We start from the raw sequence: 16,006 nt of genomic DNA, 5'->3' as shown, positions 1-16,006 counted from the left end.
ATGTCAGCGATGAGGGGAGTTTGCCGCGGATGGTGGGTGGGAAAATTGGATGTACGTGCTGTTTAAGTCACCAGCCTTCTTTCAACATACGCAACTCCAGGTGCTGCAGCAGCATGATGGTCTTGCCGTCGGCGATCTCGCCGCTCTGCACCATCGCCAGGGCCTGCTCGAAGCCCAGTTCCAGCACCTCGATGTCCTCGCCCTCCTCTTCCAGGCCACCGCCACCACTGACCCGATCCCCCGGCTGGTATTCGCCGATAAAAAAGTGAATCCGCTCAGTGACCGAGCCTGGGCTCATGAACGCCGCGTAGACCTTCTCAACCTGCCCCACGCGATAACCGGTCTCTTCCTCGGCTTCCAGGCGAATACGCTCCTCGGGGCTGGCATTGTCCAGCAAGCCCGCCGCCGCTTCGATCAGGTAACCGTGGTAGTCATTGACGAAGGTGGGCATGCGGAACTGGCGAATCAGCAACACGGTGCGTTGCGCGCGGTTGTACAGCAGGATGGTCGCGCCATTGCCTCGGTCGTACACCTCGCGGGTCTGAGCTTGCCAACTGCCGTCGCGACGACGCAGGTCGAAGCTGTATTTTTTCAGCAGGTACCAGTTGTCCGAGAGGGTCTCTTCGGCGGTGATGCGAACGGGGCTGTTGTCCATGGTCGGGCTCTTTGTTCCAAGGAGTAATCGGGGGTTCACGCTTGTTTGATGCGAGGCCACGCGGCCGCGACTTCTTCAGCACTGCCGGCGTTGATCCGCGCCAGGTTGCGCGGGTAGTCCACCCCGGGATTCTCAGTGAAGCGCGTTGCGGTGAATTGACCGTTGCTGGCCCGCAGGATGTAGCCCGTGTCCTCGCACAGCGTGGAGGCGAGAAACAATACCCCCGGGGTTACCCAATCCGGCTTGAGTTCGTCAGGTTCCTCGGTCACGCCCCACATCCGCGTCTTGGCCACCGGCGAGATCGCATTGACCCGGATGCCGGCCTCGGCGCCCTCATGGCTCAGCGCGTTCATGATCCCCAGTTGCGCCATCTTGCCAGCGCTGTAGGCCACCAGGCCGGTCTGCTCGTATTGTGCGTACATGGCGCGGTCGGACGTGGTGAGGATAATCCGTGGCGCGGTTGAGCGCAGAAGGTGCGGCCACGCGTGCTTGCACAGCCAAAGTGGCGCGTAGAGGTTGATGTCCATGGCCCGCTGCAGGAACGCGGCATCCAGGTCTTGGATGTTCTGGTAACCCACCCAACCGGCGTTGTGAATAAGGATATCGAGTTGACCGAATGCCTCGATGGCGTACGCAACCAGTTGCTGACAGCCCTCGTTGGTGGACAAGTCACCGCCATGTCCGATCACCGCGAGCCCTTCGGCCTGCAAGGCTTCTGCCGCCGCCTGGACCACCGAGGCATCGTTGCCGGCGCCCACCTTGTCGGCGCCGATATCGCTGATCACCACCCGGGCACCGCCCAGGGCCAGTGCCCGTGCATAACTGAGTCCCAACCCACGCGCACCGCCGGTGACGATGGCGGTTTTACCTGTGAAATCCATGTGCTTGCTCTCCTGTTCGGCCGCCTACCCTAACAACCGGTGTACGGGTTGTTCAATGCTGTAACACTTTGCAAGCAATCGCCGTGGGCGGCCGTCGAATTTATACCTGCCTGTGTAGGCCATCTGGTAAAACCCCAGCTTCATCTTTGTTCAGGAATCTTCATGCCCTCTCGTTTTCTATCGCGCCTGAGCCTGCGCTGGTTGCCCCTGCTGTGCATGGCGTTGTTGATCGTCGGCCTGCCGGTAGGGTGCAGCGTGCTGCAACACAAGGAGCGCGAACTGGTGTTTCGCATCGAACCGGGCACCGCCAGTTGGTACAGCGGCTTGCCCAAGGCGGTGCAGGAATTTGAACTCAAGCCCGCCAGTTTTAAGTCGGGGCAGAACATTCATGGTTGGTGGTACCCGGCGGACAAAAAGGACGCGCCAGCGATCCTCTACCTGCATGGGGTACGTTGGAACCTCACCGGGCAATTGTTCCGCATCGAGCAATTGCATGCCCTCGGCTATTCGGTTCTGGCCATCGACTATCGCGGCTTTGGCCAAAGCCGCGGCGAGCTGCCGTCGGAAACCACCGTGTACGAAGATGCGCGTATCGCATGGGAACGTTTCCAAGTGCTGCAACCCGACCCGAGCAAGCGCCTGATCTACGGGCATTCCCTCGGTGGCGCGGTCGCCATCGACCTGGCTGCCGAACTGGGCAAGCAAACGCCTCGGCCGGTGCGCGGCCTGGTGATCGAATCCACCTTTACCTCCCTGGCAGACGTGGCGACGGCGGTGGCCAACACGTCGTTGCCGGTGCGCTGGTTGCTGTCGCAAAAGTTTGATTCCATCGACAAGATTGCCGACATCCATATGCCGTTGCTGGTGGTGCATGGCCTCGACGACCGCTACGTGCCGCCACGCTTCAGCCAGCAATTGTTTGAAGCTGCCCAGGAACCCAAGCGGCTGTTGCTGGTGCCCGGCGCCAGCCATAACAACAGCATGAGTCTGGCCGGTCGCAGTTATCGCCAGGCTCTCGACAACTTGATGCAGACCAAGATGCCCGCCCACGTTGTCACGCACTCCGCGGAGCGCAAGGGCGAGTCATAAAACAGCTTTTCGGCACTGGGTTCGCGCTTGGCTGTCAAGCGCAAACCCTGCCCATACTGGGCCTCGCTGAAAGTTGATCAAATATTGACCGCGGGCTAAATCGCCATACCCGCCGGGGTCTTGCAAAGTTATCCACAGAGATACCCACGGTTTTCGTGGACAACTCTTTTCGTATTTTTACGATTTTTTTGCTCAAACAATGCTTTCGGGAAAGGTCCCCGGCAGCAAAATCTCACGGTTCACATCGCGTATATCGTTATAGCCACACAGCGCCATCGACACGTCCAATTCACGGGCGATGATGTCAAGTGCCTTGGTCCCCCCCGCCTCACCCATCGCACCCAAACCATACAAATGCGCACGACCGATCATGGTGCCTTTAGCGCCGAGCGCCATCGCCTTGAGTACGTCCTGGCCGGAACGAATACCGCCATCGAGCCACACCTCGATACGCTCGCCTACCGCGTCGACAATCGCCGGCAACTGGCTGATGCTCGACGGCGCGCCGTCCAACTGACGGCCACCGTGGTTGCTCACCACCAAGGCATCCGCACCGGAATCAGCCGCCAGGCGCGCGTCTTCGACATCAAGGATGCCCTTGATGATCAACTTGCCGCCCCAGCATTTCTTGATCCACGCCACATCGTCCCAGCTCAGTCGCGGGTCGAATTGCTGGGCGGTCCAGGACGACAGCGAACTCATGTCCGCCACACCCTTCACATGCCCGACGATATTGCCGAAACCGCGCCGTTGGGTGCCGAGCATGCCCATCACCCAACGCGGTTTGGTCGCCATATTGAGGATATTCGGCAGGGTCAGTTTGGGCGGCGCAGACAGGCCGTTGATCAGGTCCTTGTGCCGTTGCCCCAGGATCTGCAAGTCCAGGGTCAGCACCAGCGCATCCACGCCAGCGGCCTTGGCGCGTTCGATCAGTTGCTCGACGAAGCCACGGTCACGCATCACATACAGTTGGAACCAGAACGGCTGGCCCACCTGTTCAGCGATGTCTTCAAGGGAGCAGATGCTCATGGTCGACAAGGTGTAGCGCAGGCCAAACCTGGCGGCAGCGCGGGCGGTGAGAATCTCGCCATCGGCATGCTGCATACCCGCCAGGCCGGTGGGAGCCAGGGCCACGGGCATGGCCATGTCCTGGCCGATCATAGCGGTGCGGATCGATCGCTCATCAATGTTGCGCGCCACCCGCTGGCGGAATTTGATCCGGGCAAAATCGCTTTCATTCGCCCGGTAGGTGCTCTCAGTCCAAGAGCCGGAATCGGCATAATCGTAGAACATCCTTGGGACACGTTTTTGCGCCAGCTTGCGTAAATCTTCGATGGTTGTGATCAACGACATCTAGGTCACCTCTCCCTGAACTGAGCGCAGAGAGTAGCCGCACCACGGTCGCTCAACCAGTGATTGCGTTTATATCTACGGGCGACTAATCTCGCACAAACCCGCAAAAAAGCGCAAAAACATGCACGACACTCATCAAGCCATCGACCTGCCTTCCCTCCGCAAACAGAAGATTCTGTTGCTGCTGGAGCGCGACGGCAAAGTCACCGCCTCGGAACTGGTGGAACACTTTGCGGTGTCTCAGGACACCATCCGTCGTGACCTCGGCGAACTCGCCGCCGCCGGCCTGTTGCAGCGCGTACACGGCGGCGCCCTGCCTCGGCCCAAGGACACAGGCAAAGATTTTTTCACCCGGGTCGGCGAGACCAATGACGCCAAACGCCAACTCGCGCAGTTGGCCGCACAGAGGGTGGAAGACGGCCAGATTGTGCTGTTCGATTCCGGCTCGACCACGCTGCAGATCGCTCAGTCATTGCCGCGCGCAATCCGGCTGACGGTGGTCACAACCTCACCGATGATCGCCATTGCCTTGGCCGACCATCCCAATGTGACCGTGATTCTGGCCGGCGGCCAACTCAACCCGGCCACGCTGTCCACCGGCGGCCACGAAGCCGTACGCCTGATCCAGAGCATCAAGGCCGACCTGTTGTTTACCGGCGTATGCGCATTGCATCCGCAAGTAGGCATCAGCTCGCTGCACTTTGATGAAGTCGCGGTCAAGCAAGCCTTCCTCGACAGCGCCTCCCAGGTGGTCGCGGTGACCATGGCGGACAAACTCGGCGCGGTGGAGCCGTTTGTGGTGGCGCCGTGCAGCAGGATTCACACGTTGATTACCGAGTGGCATGTGCCGAGTGTGGAGGCGTACGAGCAGCTAGGGTTGGAAGTGTTGCGGGTTGAGGTCGAGTAGGTACAGGGCATCGGCCACCGCATGGCCGCTGGCGGTGTTGTCGAAAATGCACCAGGTAGGAACGCCGTCTGCGGCCGACCGGCTCAGGTGCCTTGCGAACCCGAGTACACGCTCCGGGCCATAGGCGCTGTGATAGATGCGCGGTGATCCGTGCAGGCGCCAATAGCGCACGCCTTGCCATCCCGCGCAGGTGGGCGTGGCGTCGATCACGGGTGGGTCGACTGCCACCCGTCCTATGTGCAAATCCTGCAACATCGCCTCAGCTGCCAGCCAACTGGCGTGGCGCGGCTCAAGCACCACATTGCCGGCAAAACATCGGCGAACAGCCATGAAAAAGACGCTGGCACTGGAGGGCTCATAGCTCAATGAGGGAGGCAGTTGCACCAGCAGGCAGCCCAGGTGTTCACGCAGTGGCGCGCACTGTTCGAGAAACTCATCCAGCGCAGCTTCACAACGCTGCAGGCCCAACTCGTGGGTAATACGTTTGGGCACTTTCACCGAAAAACGAAACGCAGACGGCACGGATTGGCCCCAACGTGCGTACGTTTTCGGCAGGTGTGGACGATAGAACGAGCTGTTGATCTCCACCGCGTTAAAGCGCGACGCGTAGCGCTGCAAATGGGTGCCCGCGTCGCTGAACGCCGGCCAGTGCTCACGCGGCAAGCTCCAGCCCGCACAGCCGACGTACAACAATCCCGTCAAAACAGGACCGCCGCCGCATCGCGCATGAAAATCTCGATGGTCTTGGGGCCTACGCCATCGAACTCGGCCAAGCGGTTCTCAAACGCCTTGCGGTCTGCACTGGCGCGACGTACGTGAGTGATCTTGCCCCCGTAATCGGCGTTCAGCTTCGCGCTGAGGTCCAGCAGCCGCTGCGCAGTAGATTCGTCGTAGCGAACGTAATGGGCACACCCCAGCATTGCCACCAATTCTCGCGACGTACAGTGCTGCAACTTGCGGGCAGTGTCGCGCCCCTGCTGCTCCACAATCACCCTGTACGCCTGTGCGGCAATGGGTGCCTGGATTCGCTTGCCCATCAGGAAACTGGCGATAAACCACTTGAACAAGCCGCTGTCGTCGTCAGGCTTGAGTTCGATCCCCAATTCAGCAGCGGTAATGGCGCGCGCCATGCTTATTGACCCCGCTTGCGATCAGCCGTGGCGGCTGAGTCTGCACTTTTCCGTGCCTCTTGCGAGCTCATACGGTCAGGCGTTTTAACGGCAGTTAGGGGAGCGGCCACGGTATCTCTCCAAGCAATTAACGGCGCACAAAAAATCGCGTCCTGTGTGAAGCAGAGCCCTGGGTATTTCGATAGTTCAAGGAAATTGCAGCGTAGAAATCGGCGCAAAAAAATTTAAACCTTTTGCCCACGCGCGCCCTCAACAGTGAGGTATCGGCGAAGCTGAAATGGCCAGGAAGCGACAGGCCAGACACGACCATTAACCCCCTTCACCCAGGAGACACTCGACCATGACCTCGCAACTCAACGGAAAGAAAATCCTCATCATCACCTCCAACACCGGCATCGAGCGCGACGAGTTGCTCAAGCCCCTGGAAGCGCTGCGCGGTTTTGGCGCGACGGTGACCCACGCTTCCAGCAAGGGCGGCAGCACCCAAACGTTTGTCGGTGATACCGAAAAGGACAGGACCGTGGAATCCGAGGTGCAACTGTCGGATGTGCAGAGCAGCGATTTTGATGCGCTGGTGATCCCCGGCGGTACCGTGAACGCCGACACCCTGCGCCAGGACGCAGCGGCGCTGCGCTTGATCAAGGACTTCGCCGCCGACGGCAAAACCATTGCGGCCATCTGTCATGGGCCGTGGACCCTGATCGACGCGGGCGTGATCAAAGGCAAGACGTTGACCTCCTACAAAAGCGTCCGCATCGACCTGGAAAACGCCGGCGCTGCCGGTTGGGTCGACGCCGAGGTCAAGCAATGCAACGCCAATGGCTGGACCTTGATCACCTCCCGTACACCCGACGATTTGCCGGCGTTCAATGAGGCGATTGCCAAGGCGCTGGCTGGCTGATATCCGGCACCTGAACGTAAACAGGCGCCCATAGGGCGCCTGTTTGCTAACGGCCTTAGGCGTCAGCTCTTGCGGTGTTCCGGCATCTCGCGTTTGGGCCCGAACATCGCCCACGCAATCAGGCCCAGCAACGGCACAAAGATCAGGATCACCAGCCACAGCCCCTTGGTCTCCCAGCCACCGGTACTGCGCAATACGACGTTAATTGCCCACAATTCCAAGAGCAGCAGAATTACCGCCAAACCGATCCAGACATAATTTATTTCCATGATTCACCTCCTGAGGTCTATGGGTTAGGTCAAGCATTCCCCCCAAGGGTTCCATCGAAATTACGCCAGGGCGCTCTCGCCCAATGGTTGCGGCACATGCCGAGTCACCTCTGTCTGTCCAGTGCGCAGGTAGAAGCGGGTTTAATGCAACCTGGTTGGGGACCGACCATGCAAGCTGCACGACACAGGTTTTCTAAAATCAATCTCAACTTATTGATTCGAATGACGTTTAACCGATCATCCATGATGGTCTGACTTATGCAATTTCCTACCAGACAACGCGCGCACCTCGACGCGCCCGTACCCTGACTGTGAGGTTTCATCATGAATGCCATCGACCTGCTCAAAGCCGACCATGAACGTGTTAAAGCATTGTTGACCCAACTGAGCGAATCCACCGAACGCGGGGTTAAAAAGCGCACCGAGTTGCTGGCTAAACTCGAAATGGAAATCAGCCTGCACACCAAGCTTGAAGAAGAGATTCTGTACCCGGCGTTCCGTAAAGCCGGCGGTAAGGAGCAGGACATCATGTACCACGAAGCCAAGGAAGAACATCGCACGGTCGACTCGCTGGTGCTGCCTGACCTGAAGCAGACGGAGCCGTCCACCACCGAGTTTTCCGGTCGGGTGAAGGTGGTCAAGGAACTGCTGGAACACCACATTGAAGAAGAGGAAACCGAGATGTTTCCTCAAGCGAAGAAACTGCTGGGCAAAGCTCTACTGGAAGAACTGGGTGAACAAATGCAAGCCATGAAGGCCGCGCATAAGAAGGCGATGGCGGACAAGCCAATGGCTGCGTGACGCACCCGTCGACCCGTGGACAAGTCCACGGGTGTGTTCGATGAATCAAGAGGATTGAATCATGACGAATAGACAAAGGATCGTGCTTGCACTCTGCCTGACGGCTCTTTCAGGCCAACCCGCCCTCGCCGCTTTCGGCGACAACCCGACACCTGCAGCCAATGCTGTTGCAGGTGATGGGGCTGCAGGCTCCGCGCTGCCACCCGGCACGTACCCGAGCAGCCCGGCCGACAGTGGCAAAAAAAGCCAGGACACCGTCAAACAGCCGGACAAAACTCCCAAGGCTGATGACCGCGACGATAGAGACAAAGACCGTCAGCAAAAACCGCGCACCGGCAGCTGACAGCTCAACCGTAATCGGCAGCGCAGCCTGTCAGTCAGCGAGCGCTGTTCCGGGCCACGCCACCGACGCTGCGATGTGCTGCACCATTTAGTGCCAACGCAATACGCACGCGCCTTGATACTGATCAAGGCACAGGCAACCAGTCGTTGAAGCGTCCTTGGGCATTCAACGGGCACCAGGCGAAATCCCATGGCGAGGGTGGCAAGGCTGAGGGTGCAGCGTCGGCGAACATTGCTTGCTTGCAATCGAACACCGTCATCGATTGCCAGGCCAGGACTACCCCCTGCGCGTGGCTGGTATCGGTGTTGACCCAACACGCTGCGGCGGCCGCCATGAACGCTTCGATGGGCTCATCGTCGATGTGCTGGCGATACGTCGAGCCCAGCAACCAGCGGCACACATTCAGGTGGTAGGTCCAATCCTGCGCGGGCTGGTTGCGATAGGCCCAGGTCATAAAGCTGCGGAACAGGTTCAAGCCCTCGGGCGGGTCGAGCTTTAGCAGCGCTGGGCAGATATCGAACAGGGTGTGCCAGTAGGGCAAAAGGCGCGCATCCAGGCGCACGAAGCAGCGGGAGTTACTCGGGTATTCAGCCCGCGCCGGTTCCGCGCGCAGGCGACGGGACGCCTTGCTGACCAGGCGACTGGCGCCTGCAGGCAATTGTTGGTTCATGAAATGCACTCACAGTCGTGACGATAGAACGCCTCCTGGTCACAGGAAGCCCAAGGCACACGTCAGAATGCGGGGGAAGCGCGGGGATTGGCCGAGGGCCAGGCATGGCGCGGAGGCGCCTTGTTGCGTTGTTCATGGGCCGGGCGCGGGGTTTGTCCGAGGCCCAACAGCCACGCCAGTCCAATCAGGAACACCAGGGCGACCGTCAGGGCGGCGCACACCGGGCAGGCAAAGTAGTTCGAGATGTTGCTGGAAGATGGGCTGCCCAACCCTTTGTCGGAAAGTGGCGCCTGCTTACCGTCCACCGAACAGAACGCGCCGCCGATCCCATTGAGCTCCTGGCCCATCATCTGGCCATGGCCCAAACCGCACACGAACAGGTTCATCAGTACGCAGAAGTACAGGGTCCAGACGATTGGCGAACGGTCGGGGTGGCTCGATTTCATGGCGGCGACTCTACCACCGAAGCCGCAAAGGGATGAAATACGGCGGCCCCCTGTGGCAGAACGTCGCAGATTACGTGCCATCGCCAGGGTTGGTAGACTTGGCGCCCTCCTCGTTTACTCCTTTTCAAAGCCTGATGTGTAGATCCAGAGCAATGCAGGCGTTTCACAGGATGCACAGTTGATGAGTACGTTATTCACCCGCCGCAAGGTCCTGACCGGCATGGGCCTGCTGGGTCTGGGCCTGCTGACCGGTTGTGACAACAGCCCCAGGTTGAACTTCAAGTACGGCAAGGACTTGAGCGACAAGATCATGGGCCGCACCTTCAAGCTCAAGAACACCGAGGGCGACACCGTCACCCTCAGCTCCTACCGTGGCCTGATGCCGGTGGTGTTCTTCGGCTTCACCCAGTGCCCGGCCGTGTGCCCGACCACCCTCGCCCGCGCCGCCCAAGCCAAGAAGCTGATGGGCCGCGACGGCGAGATCATGCAGGTAATCTTTATCACCCTCGACCCGGAACGCGACACACCGGAGATTCTCGACAAGTACGTCAAGGCCTTCGATCCGAGCTTCGAAGCGCTGTACGGCACCCCCGAAGAAATCGCCGTGGCCGCCAAGGAGTTCGGGATCTTTTATGAAAAGATCCCCGCCGGAGACACCTACACGCTGTCCCACACGGCCACCAGTTTCGTCTTCGACACGCGCGGCAACCTGCGCCTGGGCCTGCAAGCATCCCTTACCGCAAAAGAGTGCGCAGAAGACCTGCTCACCGTCATGGAGGTCTGCTAATGACTGCCGTTCAACACCTCAAGCGCTTCACCTTCGGCCTCGCCCTCTTGGGTTTCGCCGCCCACGCCAGCGCCCAGGTGCAAGTGACCGACGCCTGGGTGCGCGCCACGGTGCAGGGCCAGCCGTCCAGCGGCGCGTTCATGACCGTCACGGCGGACAGCGACAGCAAGTTACTGCGTGTGGCATCGCCGGTGGCAAAGGACGTGCAGATCCATGAAATGAGCATGAAAGACGACGTCATGCGCATGGGCCCGGTAGACGCAGTGGCCTTGCCCGCAGGCAAGGCCGTCACACTCGACCCGAATGGCTACCACGTGATGCTGATGGGCCTGACCGGGCAGATCAAGGAAGGCGACCAAGTACCGCTGACCCTGACGGTGGAAAACGCCAAGGGTGAACAGCAGACCGTGGAAGTGACCGCGCCAGCACGTGGTTTGGATGGTGTGGACCATAGCCATATGGACCACAGCAAGATGCACTGACCGTGCTGCATCAATCCACGATAAACAGCTTCGCCCCAACGCTCGTCGATGAGCGATGCGCTTCCATGTCATTACCTACCTGGTAACTCATCCCGGCCGTCAGCGTGAACTGACGGCCGTCTTCCAACTCCGTGTCCAACTCGCCTTCCAGGCACAACAACACATGCCCGCGTTTGCACCAGTGATCGGCCAGGTAGCCGGGGGTGTACTCCACCATGCGTACACGAGTGTTTCCGAAATGGCAGGTGCGCCACAGCGCATGGCCGGTAACGCCGGGGTAAACGACGGGGTCGATGGCGGACCAGTCGGTGGTGCCAAAGGGGACAGCGGTGAGGTTCATGGGGGGCTCAGTCGTGAGTGATGGTGGAGGGAGGCTATCGGCCTGCAACGGTAGGCGACAGACACAGATCCCATGCTTTTGTGGGATACAGGTGGCGACGCTTGTTATCCTGCCGGTCTTGTTCCCGTGGATGCGCGCTGATGCAGATCGACCCTGCTTACATCCTGCTTGAGACCGAGCACTGGCAGCTCAACCATCACCTGGCGTCAAAACTGCCGGGCTACCTGATGCTGGGCGCCAAGGCGCGTATTCATTCCCTGGCCGACATGCCGGAAGCCGCACTGGCCGAACTGGGTGGGTTACTGGCCAGGACCCAGCGGGTCATGGAGGCCCAACTCGAACCCAAGTGGCTGTACATCAGCCGCTACGGGCATATGCCAGGGTTCCCGCTGCATTTTCATTTCATCCCGGTGTATGACTGGGTGGAGGATGCGTTCTGGCGGGATGAGCGTTATCGACTGCTGCATAGCTTTGCCGCGCCTGGCCATGCGCAGGCGCAGACCGACGGCGCCGAGTTGACGCTGTTTGTGTGGCGCGAATTTGGGGAAAGTCGGGTGCCGCCGCAGGTTCATGGGGATTCGGTTGACGCGGTTATAGAGCGGCTGCGCGCGGCTTTCCGTACCTGATGAGGGGCAAGGACGGCGTCGAGAGCTTTGTTGCCTGAACCACCGCTATCGCCAGTAAGCCCCTCATTGGGCAGCGCTGCTCATTCAATCCGCTTAGTCATCGGTATACACGCCAACTCCAGCCCCGACGGCGAGTGGTAGATCGCCGGCTGCTCCCCCACATAGCCGCATGCCCGATAGAAACTCGCCGCATTCAACGTCGCATCCAGCACCACCTCTGCTAACTCCAGTTCCCGCGCAAGCGCCTCAAGATGATCCAGCATCGCCTTGCCGTACCCACGCCCGGTGAACTGCGGCAGTACAAACAACGCGCCCACTTCATTGTTGTCGAGGTCGAGCATGCCGGTGGCGACCGGTTCATCGTTTACCCAGCCGAGGTAAAACGGTTTTTCCATCAACGTGCTGTAACCATCGTCGGCACTGCCGCGAGTCCAGAGCGCCATTTGCTCAGCGGTGTAGGCACCGATGCATTGGCTGCGGATGGCTTCGCGGCGGATGTCAAAAGCGGCGTTGGCGTCTTCGGGGGTGGCGCGTTTTATTTCCAGCACAGGGTCCTTCCTTTATGCGTGTTGGTGACTTCAAGGCCTGATCGATACCTTGGAGCCAGACGTGGTTTTTTATATTAGCGCGATCGAGTGGCGCGATGCTGGGGGCAGTGCAACAGTCAGGATGTCGCGACATACACCGTAGACTGTGCCACGTGGCGGGTTTGTATCTATCATGTGCCCTTTCAATCAATGCCCCAGGAACCTGCATGCCCGCCCTCACCCTGCGCAACGCCCTCCCCGCCGACGCTGCCCGTTGCTTTGAGATAGAAATCACTGCCTACGAAGGCGACGAAGCCGCGACCCTGGAGAAGATCGCCACGCGCATTGCGTTGTACCCGCAAGGCTTCCTGATTCTTGAAGCCGATGGCGAGGTGGTGGGATTTATCAACAGTGGCTGCGCCCATGAAGTGGTGATGTCGGACGAGGCATTCAAGGAGTTGGTGGGGCATGCACCCGAGGCGCCGAACGTGGTGATCATGTCGGTGGTGGTCGACCCCGCGCATCAGGGCAACGGCTATTCCACGGTGTTGATGAGCGAGTTTGTGCAGCGCATGAAAACGCTAGGCAAACGAACCATTCACCTGATGTGCAAGGAGCGGCATGTGCCGTTGTATGCGCGGCTGGGTTACACCTATGTTCGGCCTTCGCCTTCGGATCACGGCGGGATGGCGTGGCATGAGATGGTGATGGCGCTTTAACGCTCAGCCCAACATGCTCCGGGTACATCACCGCTATTTTTGTCCAGGGAAGGAATCACCTCGTGCTCAACGCAACACCGCCCACCTTTCAACAAGCTGTTAAGAAAAACCTCAAACGAATGGCCATCTATTGGGCGCCCCTCAGCGTTATTTTCGCGGGGCTGGGCACATTGCTGGGGTTTTATACGCTGTCCACCTACGCGACTGCGATAGGCCGCCCGGACCTGATGGCCGCTGCGCTGGAGGCCAAGTCGGCGCTGATTCCCTGGCTCGCCGCCGTGGCCGGCATGCTGGGGGTGTACCTGTTCATTCTGTTATCGACCACATTCCTGTTCGGGCTAACGATGTCCTTGTTCAGTGATGCGGCGTCCCAACAGCGCAAATTGGTGGGCATCCTATTTGTGCCGGTATTGAGCGGTATCCTTGCAATGCTGTGGCACAGCTTCAAGGGGCCTTCGTTGAGCGGTGACGACACGCTGCTCTATACCCTGGTTGGTCTTGCCGCCACCTTGTTTGGCCTGGTGGCGTTACCCGGATTCCGCGTTGCCGTCGACATCTGTGCAACCTTTGCGAGTACCGCAAAACCTCGCAGCTGGCCGGTACGGGGATTGTTCATCCTCATGCTTGCATTGTTGCTGATTGCAACGGTGTTCTCTGCGGTATTTCCCGCCAGCTTGATCTACAGCGCCTATGCCGACAAAGACACGCTCGACGGCATGAACCGCTTGATGTTTATCTCGATGTTCGCCACCACCGTCCCCCTACTGCCCGTGGTGGTGTTCTATGTTTGCAAGGGGGACCTGTTCAAGCGCCTGTTCTTTAGCCTGCTGGCAGTGGTCGCCTGCGCGGCAATGGTCATTGTTGTTGCACCGGGAAGTTCTGCCTCCATCGTTTATTCGGCGGCGCTTGCCATGAAGGCGCGTGACCCGGTGGAGGCCAGGTTCTGGCTGACAAAAACCTGGGCCACGGAAGATTTCGATACGCAAATCTGGGGCGAGGTCGAAGAATTGCGTGGTCACCCCGTGGTACGCGCATTCCCACTGTTTTCCTTCGGCGATGTGCTGCTTTTGTGCCCAACCCGCCTGATCAACAAAACGCTCAAGGAGTGGCCGGAACATTCCGACTACTGTGTCCTCACTCAAAGCAGCAACGCGATTCGCACACCCAGGAAGTCGGCGCCGGCAACAGACGCTGCAACGCCCTCTGGAAACAAAACAGGACAAGCATCACCCGAACACTCATCAGACGCCTCGCCCAACTGAACCACGGGCCAGCGCCAAGGTTAGGCACAACACGGACGCCATCGCGATGCAGCATGCTCAGATTGAAATCAGCGACCAACCCAACCCCGACGCCGAGCGCATCCTGAGTAGCGGCCTGGCCGCCTTCAACGAACAGGCCGCCGGTTACCATGACCGGCGCCCTTTGACGGTGTTGATCAGAGACCCGCACACCCAGGAAGTCTTGGGAGGCATTACGGGTAGAACAGCGTTCGGCATGGCCTTCCTTGACCTGTTTCACCTGCCCGACTCCCTGCGTGGCACGGGCCTCGGCAGCCAGTTGCTGAAAGCTTTTGAAGACGAAGCTCGGCGTCGGGGCTGCCTGAATGCGGTGCTGTACACCATCAGCTTTCAGGCGCCGGGGTTTTACGAGAAAAATGGATGGGTGCGGTTTGGGGAAATACCCTGCGCGCCCCAAGGCAGCAGCCGCGTTTTTCTCTCTAAACAGCTGTAACGGTCAGGGCCTCGTCAGGCTTACCAACTCCCCGAAGCCCCGCCGCCGCCACTGGAACCGCCGCCCCCGGAGGAATTGCTGGAGCTGGAGCCACTGGAGCTGGAGCTAGAGCTGGAGCCACTAGAGCTGGAGCTTGAACCGGAACTCCGACTCGAACCCGACCCGGAACTGGCAATGCTCTGCACAAACACAATAAACGCCACGAAGGAGGCCACGGGGATCGCCACGATCCAGCCCTGGTAACCGTGCCCCAGCAGCATCCCTGCGGCAACGTAGACAGCCGTGACCGCCAACGCACGCAGGAGGAAAAAGCGCGGGCTCTTTTTCCAGGATGCTTTGATGACGAAGTACAACCCAAGGTATAAGCCCAGCACTAACGCCCCGCCAAACGGCCAGACCAGCCAATGGACATAACTGACCTCTACAAACCGGTTGGCTATCACCACACCGACGACATAGGCCAGCACCCCCATCACGCAGTAGAACGCCGTGCGCGCCAGCCACAATGCGCCGAAGGTGGCGCCGCCAATCAGGATGCTCAGCGGCAATACCAGCAGATAAACCGGCCATTCCCGGCCACCGGCGAACACCACCAGCAACACAGTGACGGCAGCCGTGGCGATTAACGCCCCACGCCAACCCAGCTTGCGCGCGGCCATCAGCACGCCGCCAATCGCACCAACGATAAACGCGAGCAACACCGCGATGGCCTCGGGCGCAACGCCGGGGCCTGTCACCTGAGGCAACTCTCCGCCGTCCACCAGCACGACCAGATCATCCACGCCTTGGCTGATGCCGCCCGCGTAATCGCCCCGACGAAACGCCGGCGTGATGTGCTCCTCAATGATGCGGTGGGCCAACAGGTCGGTGACGGTGCCTTCCAGGCCGTAGCCCACTTCGATACGCACCTTGCGATCAGCCTTGGCCACCACCAGCAGGATGCCGTCGTTGACGTCCTTGCGCCCCAGTTTCCAGGCGCGGAACAGTTGGTTGGCGTAATCCTCGATGCTCGCCTCGCCAGTGGAGGGCACCAGCAACACGGCCACCTGGGCGCCTTTGCGTTGTTCGAGGGCGGCGAGCTGCTCTTTCAGACGAGTGGTGGTGCTGGTGTCGAGGGTGTTGGTGAGGTCGATCACCCGCTGGTCAAGGGCGATGCCAATCGGCGAGGTGTCAGCCTGGGCGCTGATTAACGGGCTGGTGAACACCACTACCAGCAGAATCGAGAGAGATTGCCGTAACCACCGCATCATGTTTGTTACCTGAAGTTTCTTCCTGAAGGCGCCGACTTTACCTTATCAGCTCTATAACGCGTGACCCCACGCCGATGACTATCTAAACTGCCGTGT

Annotated in this window: 22 protein-coding genes; 11 read left to right on the top strand and 11 right to left on the bottom strand. The window is 59.8% G+C overall.

Annotated elements, in window-relative coordinates; genetic code table 11:
- Positions 1 to 67 precede the first annotated feature (67 nt).
- Entirely contained in the window at positions 68 to 655 is a 588-nt protein-coding gene (locus tag AOA61_RS17510; RefSeq protein WP_032889423.1) for an NUDIX domain-containing protein, read from the bottom strand.
- A gap of 35 nt (positions 656 to 690) precedes the next feature.
- Positions 691 to 1,536, bottom strand: coding sequence for an SDR family NAD(P)-dependent oxidoreductase (locus AOA61_RS17505; protein WP_032889425.1), 846 nt, complete (start codon positions 1,534 to 1,536; stop codon positions 691 to 693).
- Between the two features lie 162 nt (positions 1,537 to 1,698).
- On the opposite strand from AOA61_RS17505, the gene AOA61_RS17500 reads away from it, so the two are divergent.
- Positions 1,699 to 2,625 carry an alpha/beta hydrolase gene (locus AOA61_RS17500; protein ID WP_099602247.1) on the top strand — a complete coding sequence of 309 codons (927 nt, stop codon included), beginning with the start codon at positions 1,699 to 1,701 and terminating at the stop codon, positions 2,623 to 2,625.
- Positions 2,626 to 2,817: 192 nt separating this feature from the next.
- Here the strand turns inward: AOA61_RS17500 and AOA61_RS17495 are convergent, their stop codons facing one another.
- Positions 2,818 to 3,978, bottom strand: coding sequence for an alpha-hydroxy acid oxidase (locus tag AOA61_RS17495; protein ID WP_099602246.1), 1,161 nt, complete (start codon positions 3,976 to 3,978; stop codon positions 2,818 to 2,820).
- Positions 3,979 to 4,099: 121 nt separating this feature from the next.
- Between AOA61_RS17495 and AOA61_RS17490 the strand changes: the two genes are divergently transcribed.
- Positions 4,100 to 4,885, top strand: coding sequence for a DeoR/GlpR family DNA-binding transcription regulator (locus tag AOA61_RS17490; protein WP_099602245.1), 786 nt, complete (start codon positions 4,100 to 4,102; stop codon positions 4,883 to 4,885).
- Here the strand turns inward: AOA61_RS17490 and AOA61_RS17485 are convergent.
- Positions 4,850 to 5,587, bottom strand: coding sequence for a DUF72 domain-containing protein (locus AOA61_RS17485; protein WP_241150134.1), 738 nt, complete (start codon positions 5,585 to 5,587; stop codon positions 4,850 to 4,852). The genes AOA61_RS17490 and AOA61_RS17485 overlap by 36 nt on opposite strands.
- Positions 5,584 to 6,015: a DNA methylase gene (locus AOA61_RS17480; RefSeq protein ID WP_099602243.1), complete on the bottom strand. Its 432-nt coding sequence runs from the start codon at positions 6,013 to 6,015 to the stop codon at positions 5,584 to 5,586. Before AOA61_RS17480 ends, AOA61_RS17485 begins: the two co-directional genes overlap by 4 nt.
- A 340-nt stretch (positions 6,016 to 6,355) precedes the next feature.
- Here AOA61_RS17480 and AOA61_RS17475 point away from each other — a divergent pair, with 340 nt between their 5' ends.
- Entirely contained in the window at positions 6,356 to 6,916 is a 561-nt protein-coding gene (locus AOA61_RS17475; RefSeq protein ID WP_032889437.1) for a type 1 glutamine amidotransferase domain-containing protein, read from the top strand.
- A gap of 62 nt (positions 6,917 to 6,978) precedes the next feature.
- On the opposite strand, the gene AOA61_RS17470 is transcribed toward AOA61_RS17475, so the two are convergent.
- Positions 6,979 to 7,185 carry a PLDc N-terminal domain-containing protein gene (locus AOA61_RS17470; protein ID WP_095184509.1) on the bottom strand — a complete coding sequence of 69 codons (207 nt, stop codon included), beginning with the start codon at positions 7,183 to 7,185 and terminating at the stop codon, positions 6,979 to 6,981.
- Positions 7,186 to 7,509: 324 nt separating this feature from the next.
- On the opposite strand from AOA61_RS17470, the gene AOA61_RS17465 reads away from it, so the two are divergent.
- A complete protein-coding gene (locus AOA61_RS17465) occupies positions 7,510 to 7,986 on the top strand; it encodes a hemerythrin domain-containing protein (RefSeq protein ID WP_032889441.1) in 477 nt (158 codons plus the stop codon).
- 61 nt (positions 7,987 to 8,047) lie between these two features.
- Positions 8,048 to 8,329 (top strand): hypothetical protein, encoded by a 282-nt coding sequence (locus tag AOA61_RS17460; RefSeq protein ID WP_032889443.1) that lies wholly within the window; start codon positions 8,048 to 8,050, stop codon positions 8,327 to 8,329.
- A 124-nt stretch (positions 8,330 to 8,453) separates the two neighbouring features.
- Here AOA61_RS17460 and AOA61_RS17455 read toward each other — a convergent pair whose 3' ends face one another.
- Positions 8,454 to 8,999, bottom strand: a complete 546-nt coding sequence (locus AOA61_RS17455; protein WP_099602242.1) for a putative natural product biosynthesis protein — start codon at positions 8,997 to 8,999, stop codon at positions 8,454 to 8,456.
- A gap of 62 nt (positions 9,000 to 9,061) precedes the next feature.
- On the bottom strand, positions 9,062 to 9,445 hold the full coding sequence (locus AOA61_RS17450; protein WP_099602241.1) for a DUF2946 domain-containing protein: 384 nt from the start codon (positions 9,443 to 9,445) through the stop codon (positions 9,062 to 9,064).
- 181 nt (positions 9,446 to 9,626) lie between these two features.
- Here AOA61_RS17450 and AOA61_RS17445 point away from each other — a divergent pair, with 181 nt between their 5' ends.
- Together AOA61_RS17445 and AOA61_RS17440 are read left to right on the top strand one after the other, a co-directional pair.
- Positions 9,627 to 10,232 carry an SCO family protein gene (locus AOA61_RS17445; RefSeq protein ID WP_032889449.1) on the top strand — a complete coding sequence of 202 codons (606 nt, stop codon included), beginning with the start codon at positions 9,627 to 9,629 and terminating at the stop codon, positions 10,230 to 10,232.
- The gene (locus AOA61_RS17440) at positions 10,232 to 10,714 is read left to right on the top strand and encodes a copper chaperone PCu(A)C (RefSeq protein WP_095184506.1); all 483 of its coding nucleotides are present in this window, start codon (positions 10,232 to 10,234) and stop codon (positions 10,712 to 10,714) included. The genes AOA61_RS17445 and AOA61_RS17440 overlap by 1 nt, the downstream gene beginning before the upstream one ends.
- A gap of 10 nt (positions 10,715 to 10,724) precedes the next feature.
- On the opposite strand, the gene AOA61_RS17435 is transcribed toward AOA61_RS17440, so the two are convergent.
- Positions 10,725 to 11,054: a DHCW motif cupin fold protein gene (locus AOA61_RS17435; protein ID WP_032889453.1), complete on the bottom strand. Its 330-nt coding sequence runs from the start codon at positions 11,052 to 11,054 to the stop codon at positions 10,725 to 10,727.
- A 140-nt stretch (positions 11,055 to 11,194) separates the two neighbouring features.
- Between AOA61_RS17435 and AOA61_RS17430 the strand changes: the two genes are divergently transcribed.
- On the top strand, positions 11,195 to 11,680 hold the full coding sequence (locus AOA61_RS17430) for a hydrolase (RefSeq protein ID WP_032889455.1): 486 nt from the start codon (positions 11,195 to 11,197) through the stop codon (positions 11,678 to 11,680).
- An 80-nt stretch (positions 11,681 to 11,760) separates the two neighbouring features.
- Here AOA61_RS17430 and AOA61_RS17425 read toward each other — a convergent pair whose 3' ends face one another.
- Positions 11,761 to 12,228, bottom strand: a complete 468-nt coding sequence (locus tag AOA61_RS17425) for a GNAT family N-acetyltransferase (RefSeq protein ID WP_099602240.1) — start codon at positions 12,226 to 12,228, stop codon at positions 11,761 to 11,763.
- A 206-nt stretch (positions 12,229 to 12,434) separates the two neighbouring features.
- On the opposite strand from AOA61_RS17425, the gene AOA61_RS17420 reads away from it, so the two are divergent.
- From AOA61_RS17420 to AOA61_RS17410, 3 genes are all read left to right on the top strand, one after another.
- A complete protein-coding gene (locus AOA61_RS17420) occupies positions 12,435 to 12,926 on the top strand; it encodes a GNAT family N-acetyltransferase (protein WP_032889459.1) in 492 nt (163 codons plus the stop codon).
- A gap of 62 nt (positions 12,927 to 12,988) precedes the next feature.
- Positions 12,989 to 14,188 carry a hypothetical protein gene (locus AOA61_RS17415; protein ID WP_099602239.1) on the top strand — a complete coding sequence of 400 codons (1,200 nt, stop codon included), beginning with the start codon at positions 12,989 to 12,991 and terminating at the stop codon, positions 14,186 to 14,188.
- A 46-nt stretch (positions 14,189 to 14,234) separates the two neighbouring features.
- Positions 14,235 to 14,660: a GNAT family N-acetyltransferase gene (locus AOA61_RS17410; protein WP_032889463.1), complete on the top strand. Its 426-nt coding sequence runs from the start codon at positions 14,235 to 14,237 to the stop codon at positions 14,658 to 14,660.
- 20 nt (positions 14,661 to 14,680) lie between these two features.
- On the opposite strand, the gene AOA61_RS17405 is transcribed toward AOA61_RS17410, so the two are convergent.
- Positions 14,681 to 15,910, bottom strand: a complete 1,230-nt coding sequence (locus tag AOA61_RS17405) for a YgcG family protein (protein WP_099602238.1) — start codon at positions 15,908 to 15,910, stop codon at positions 14,681 to 14,683.
- Positions 15,911 to 16,006: the final 96 nt, after the last annotated feature.

Source organism: Pseudomonas sp. 2995-1, assembly GCF_002742505.1.
Classification (GTDB): domain Bacteria; phylum Pseudomonadota; class Gammaproteobacteria; order Pseudomonadales; family Pseudomonadaceae; genus Aquipseudomonas; species Aquipseudomonas sivasensis.
Note: the sequence above shows the minus strand (reverse complement) of the source record. Positions and strands in the feature narration are given on the sequence as shown.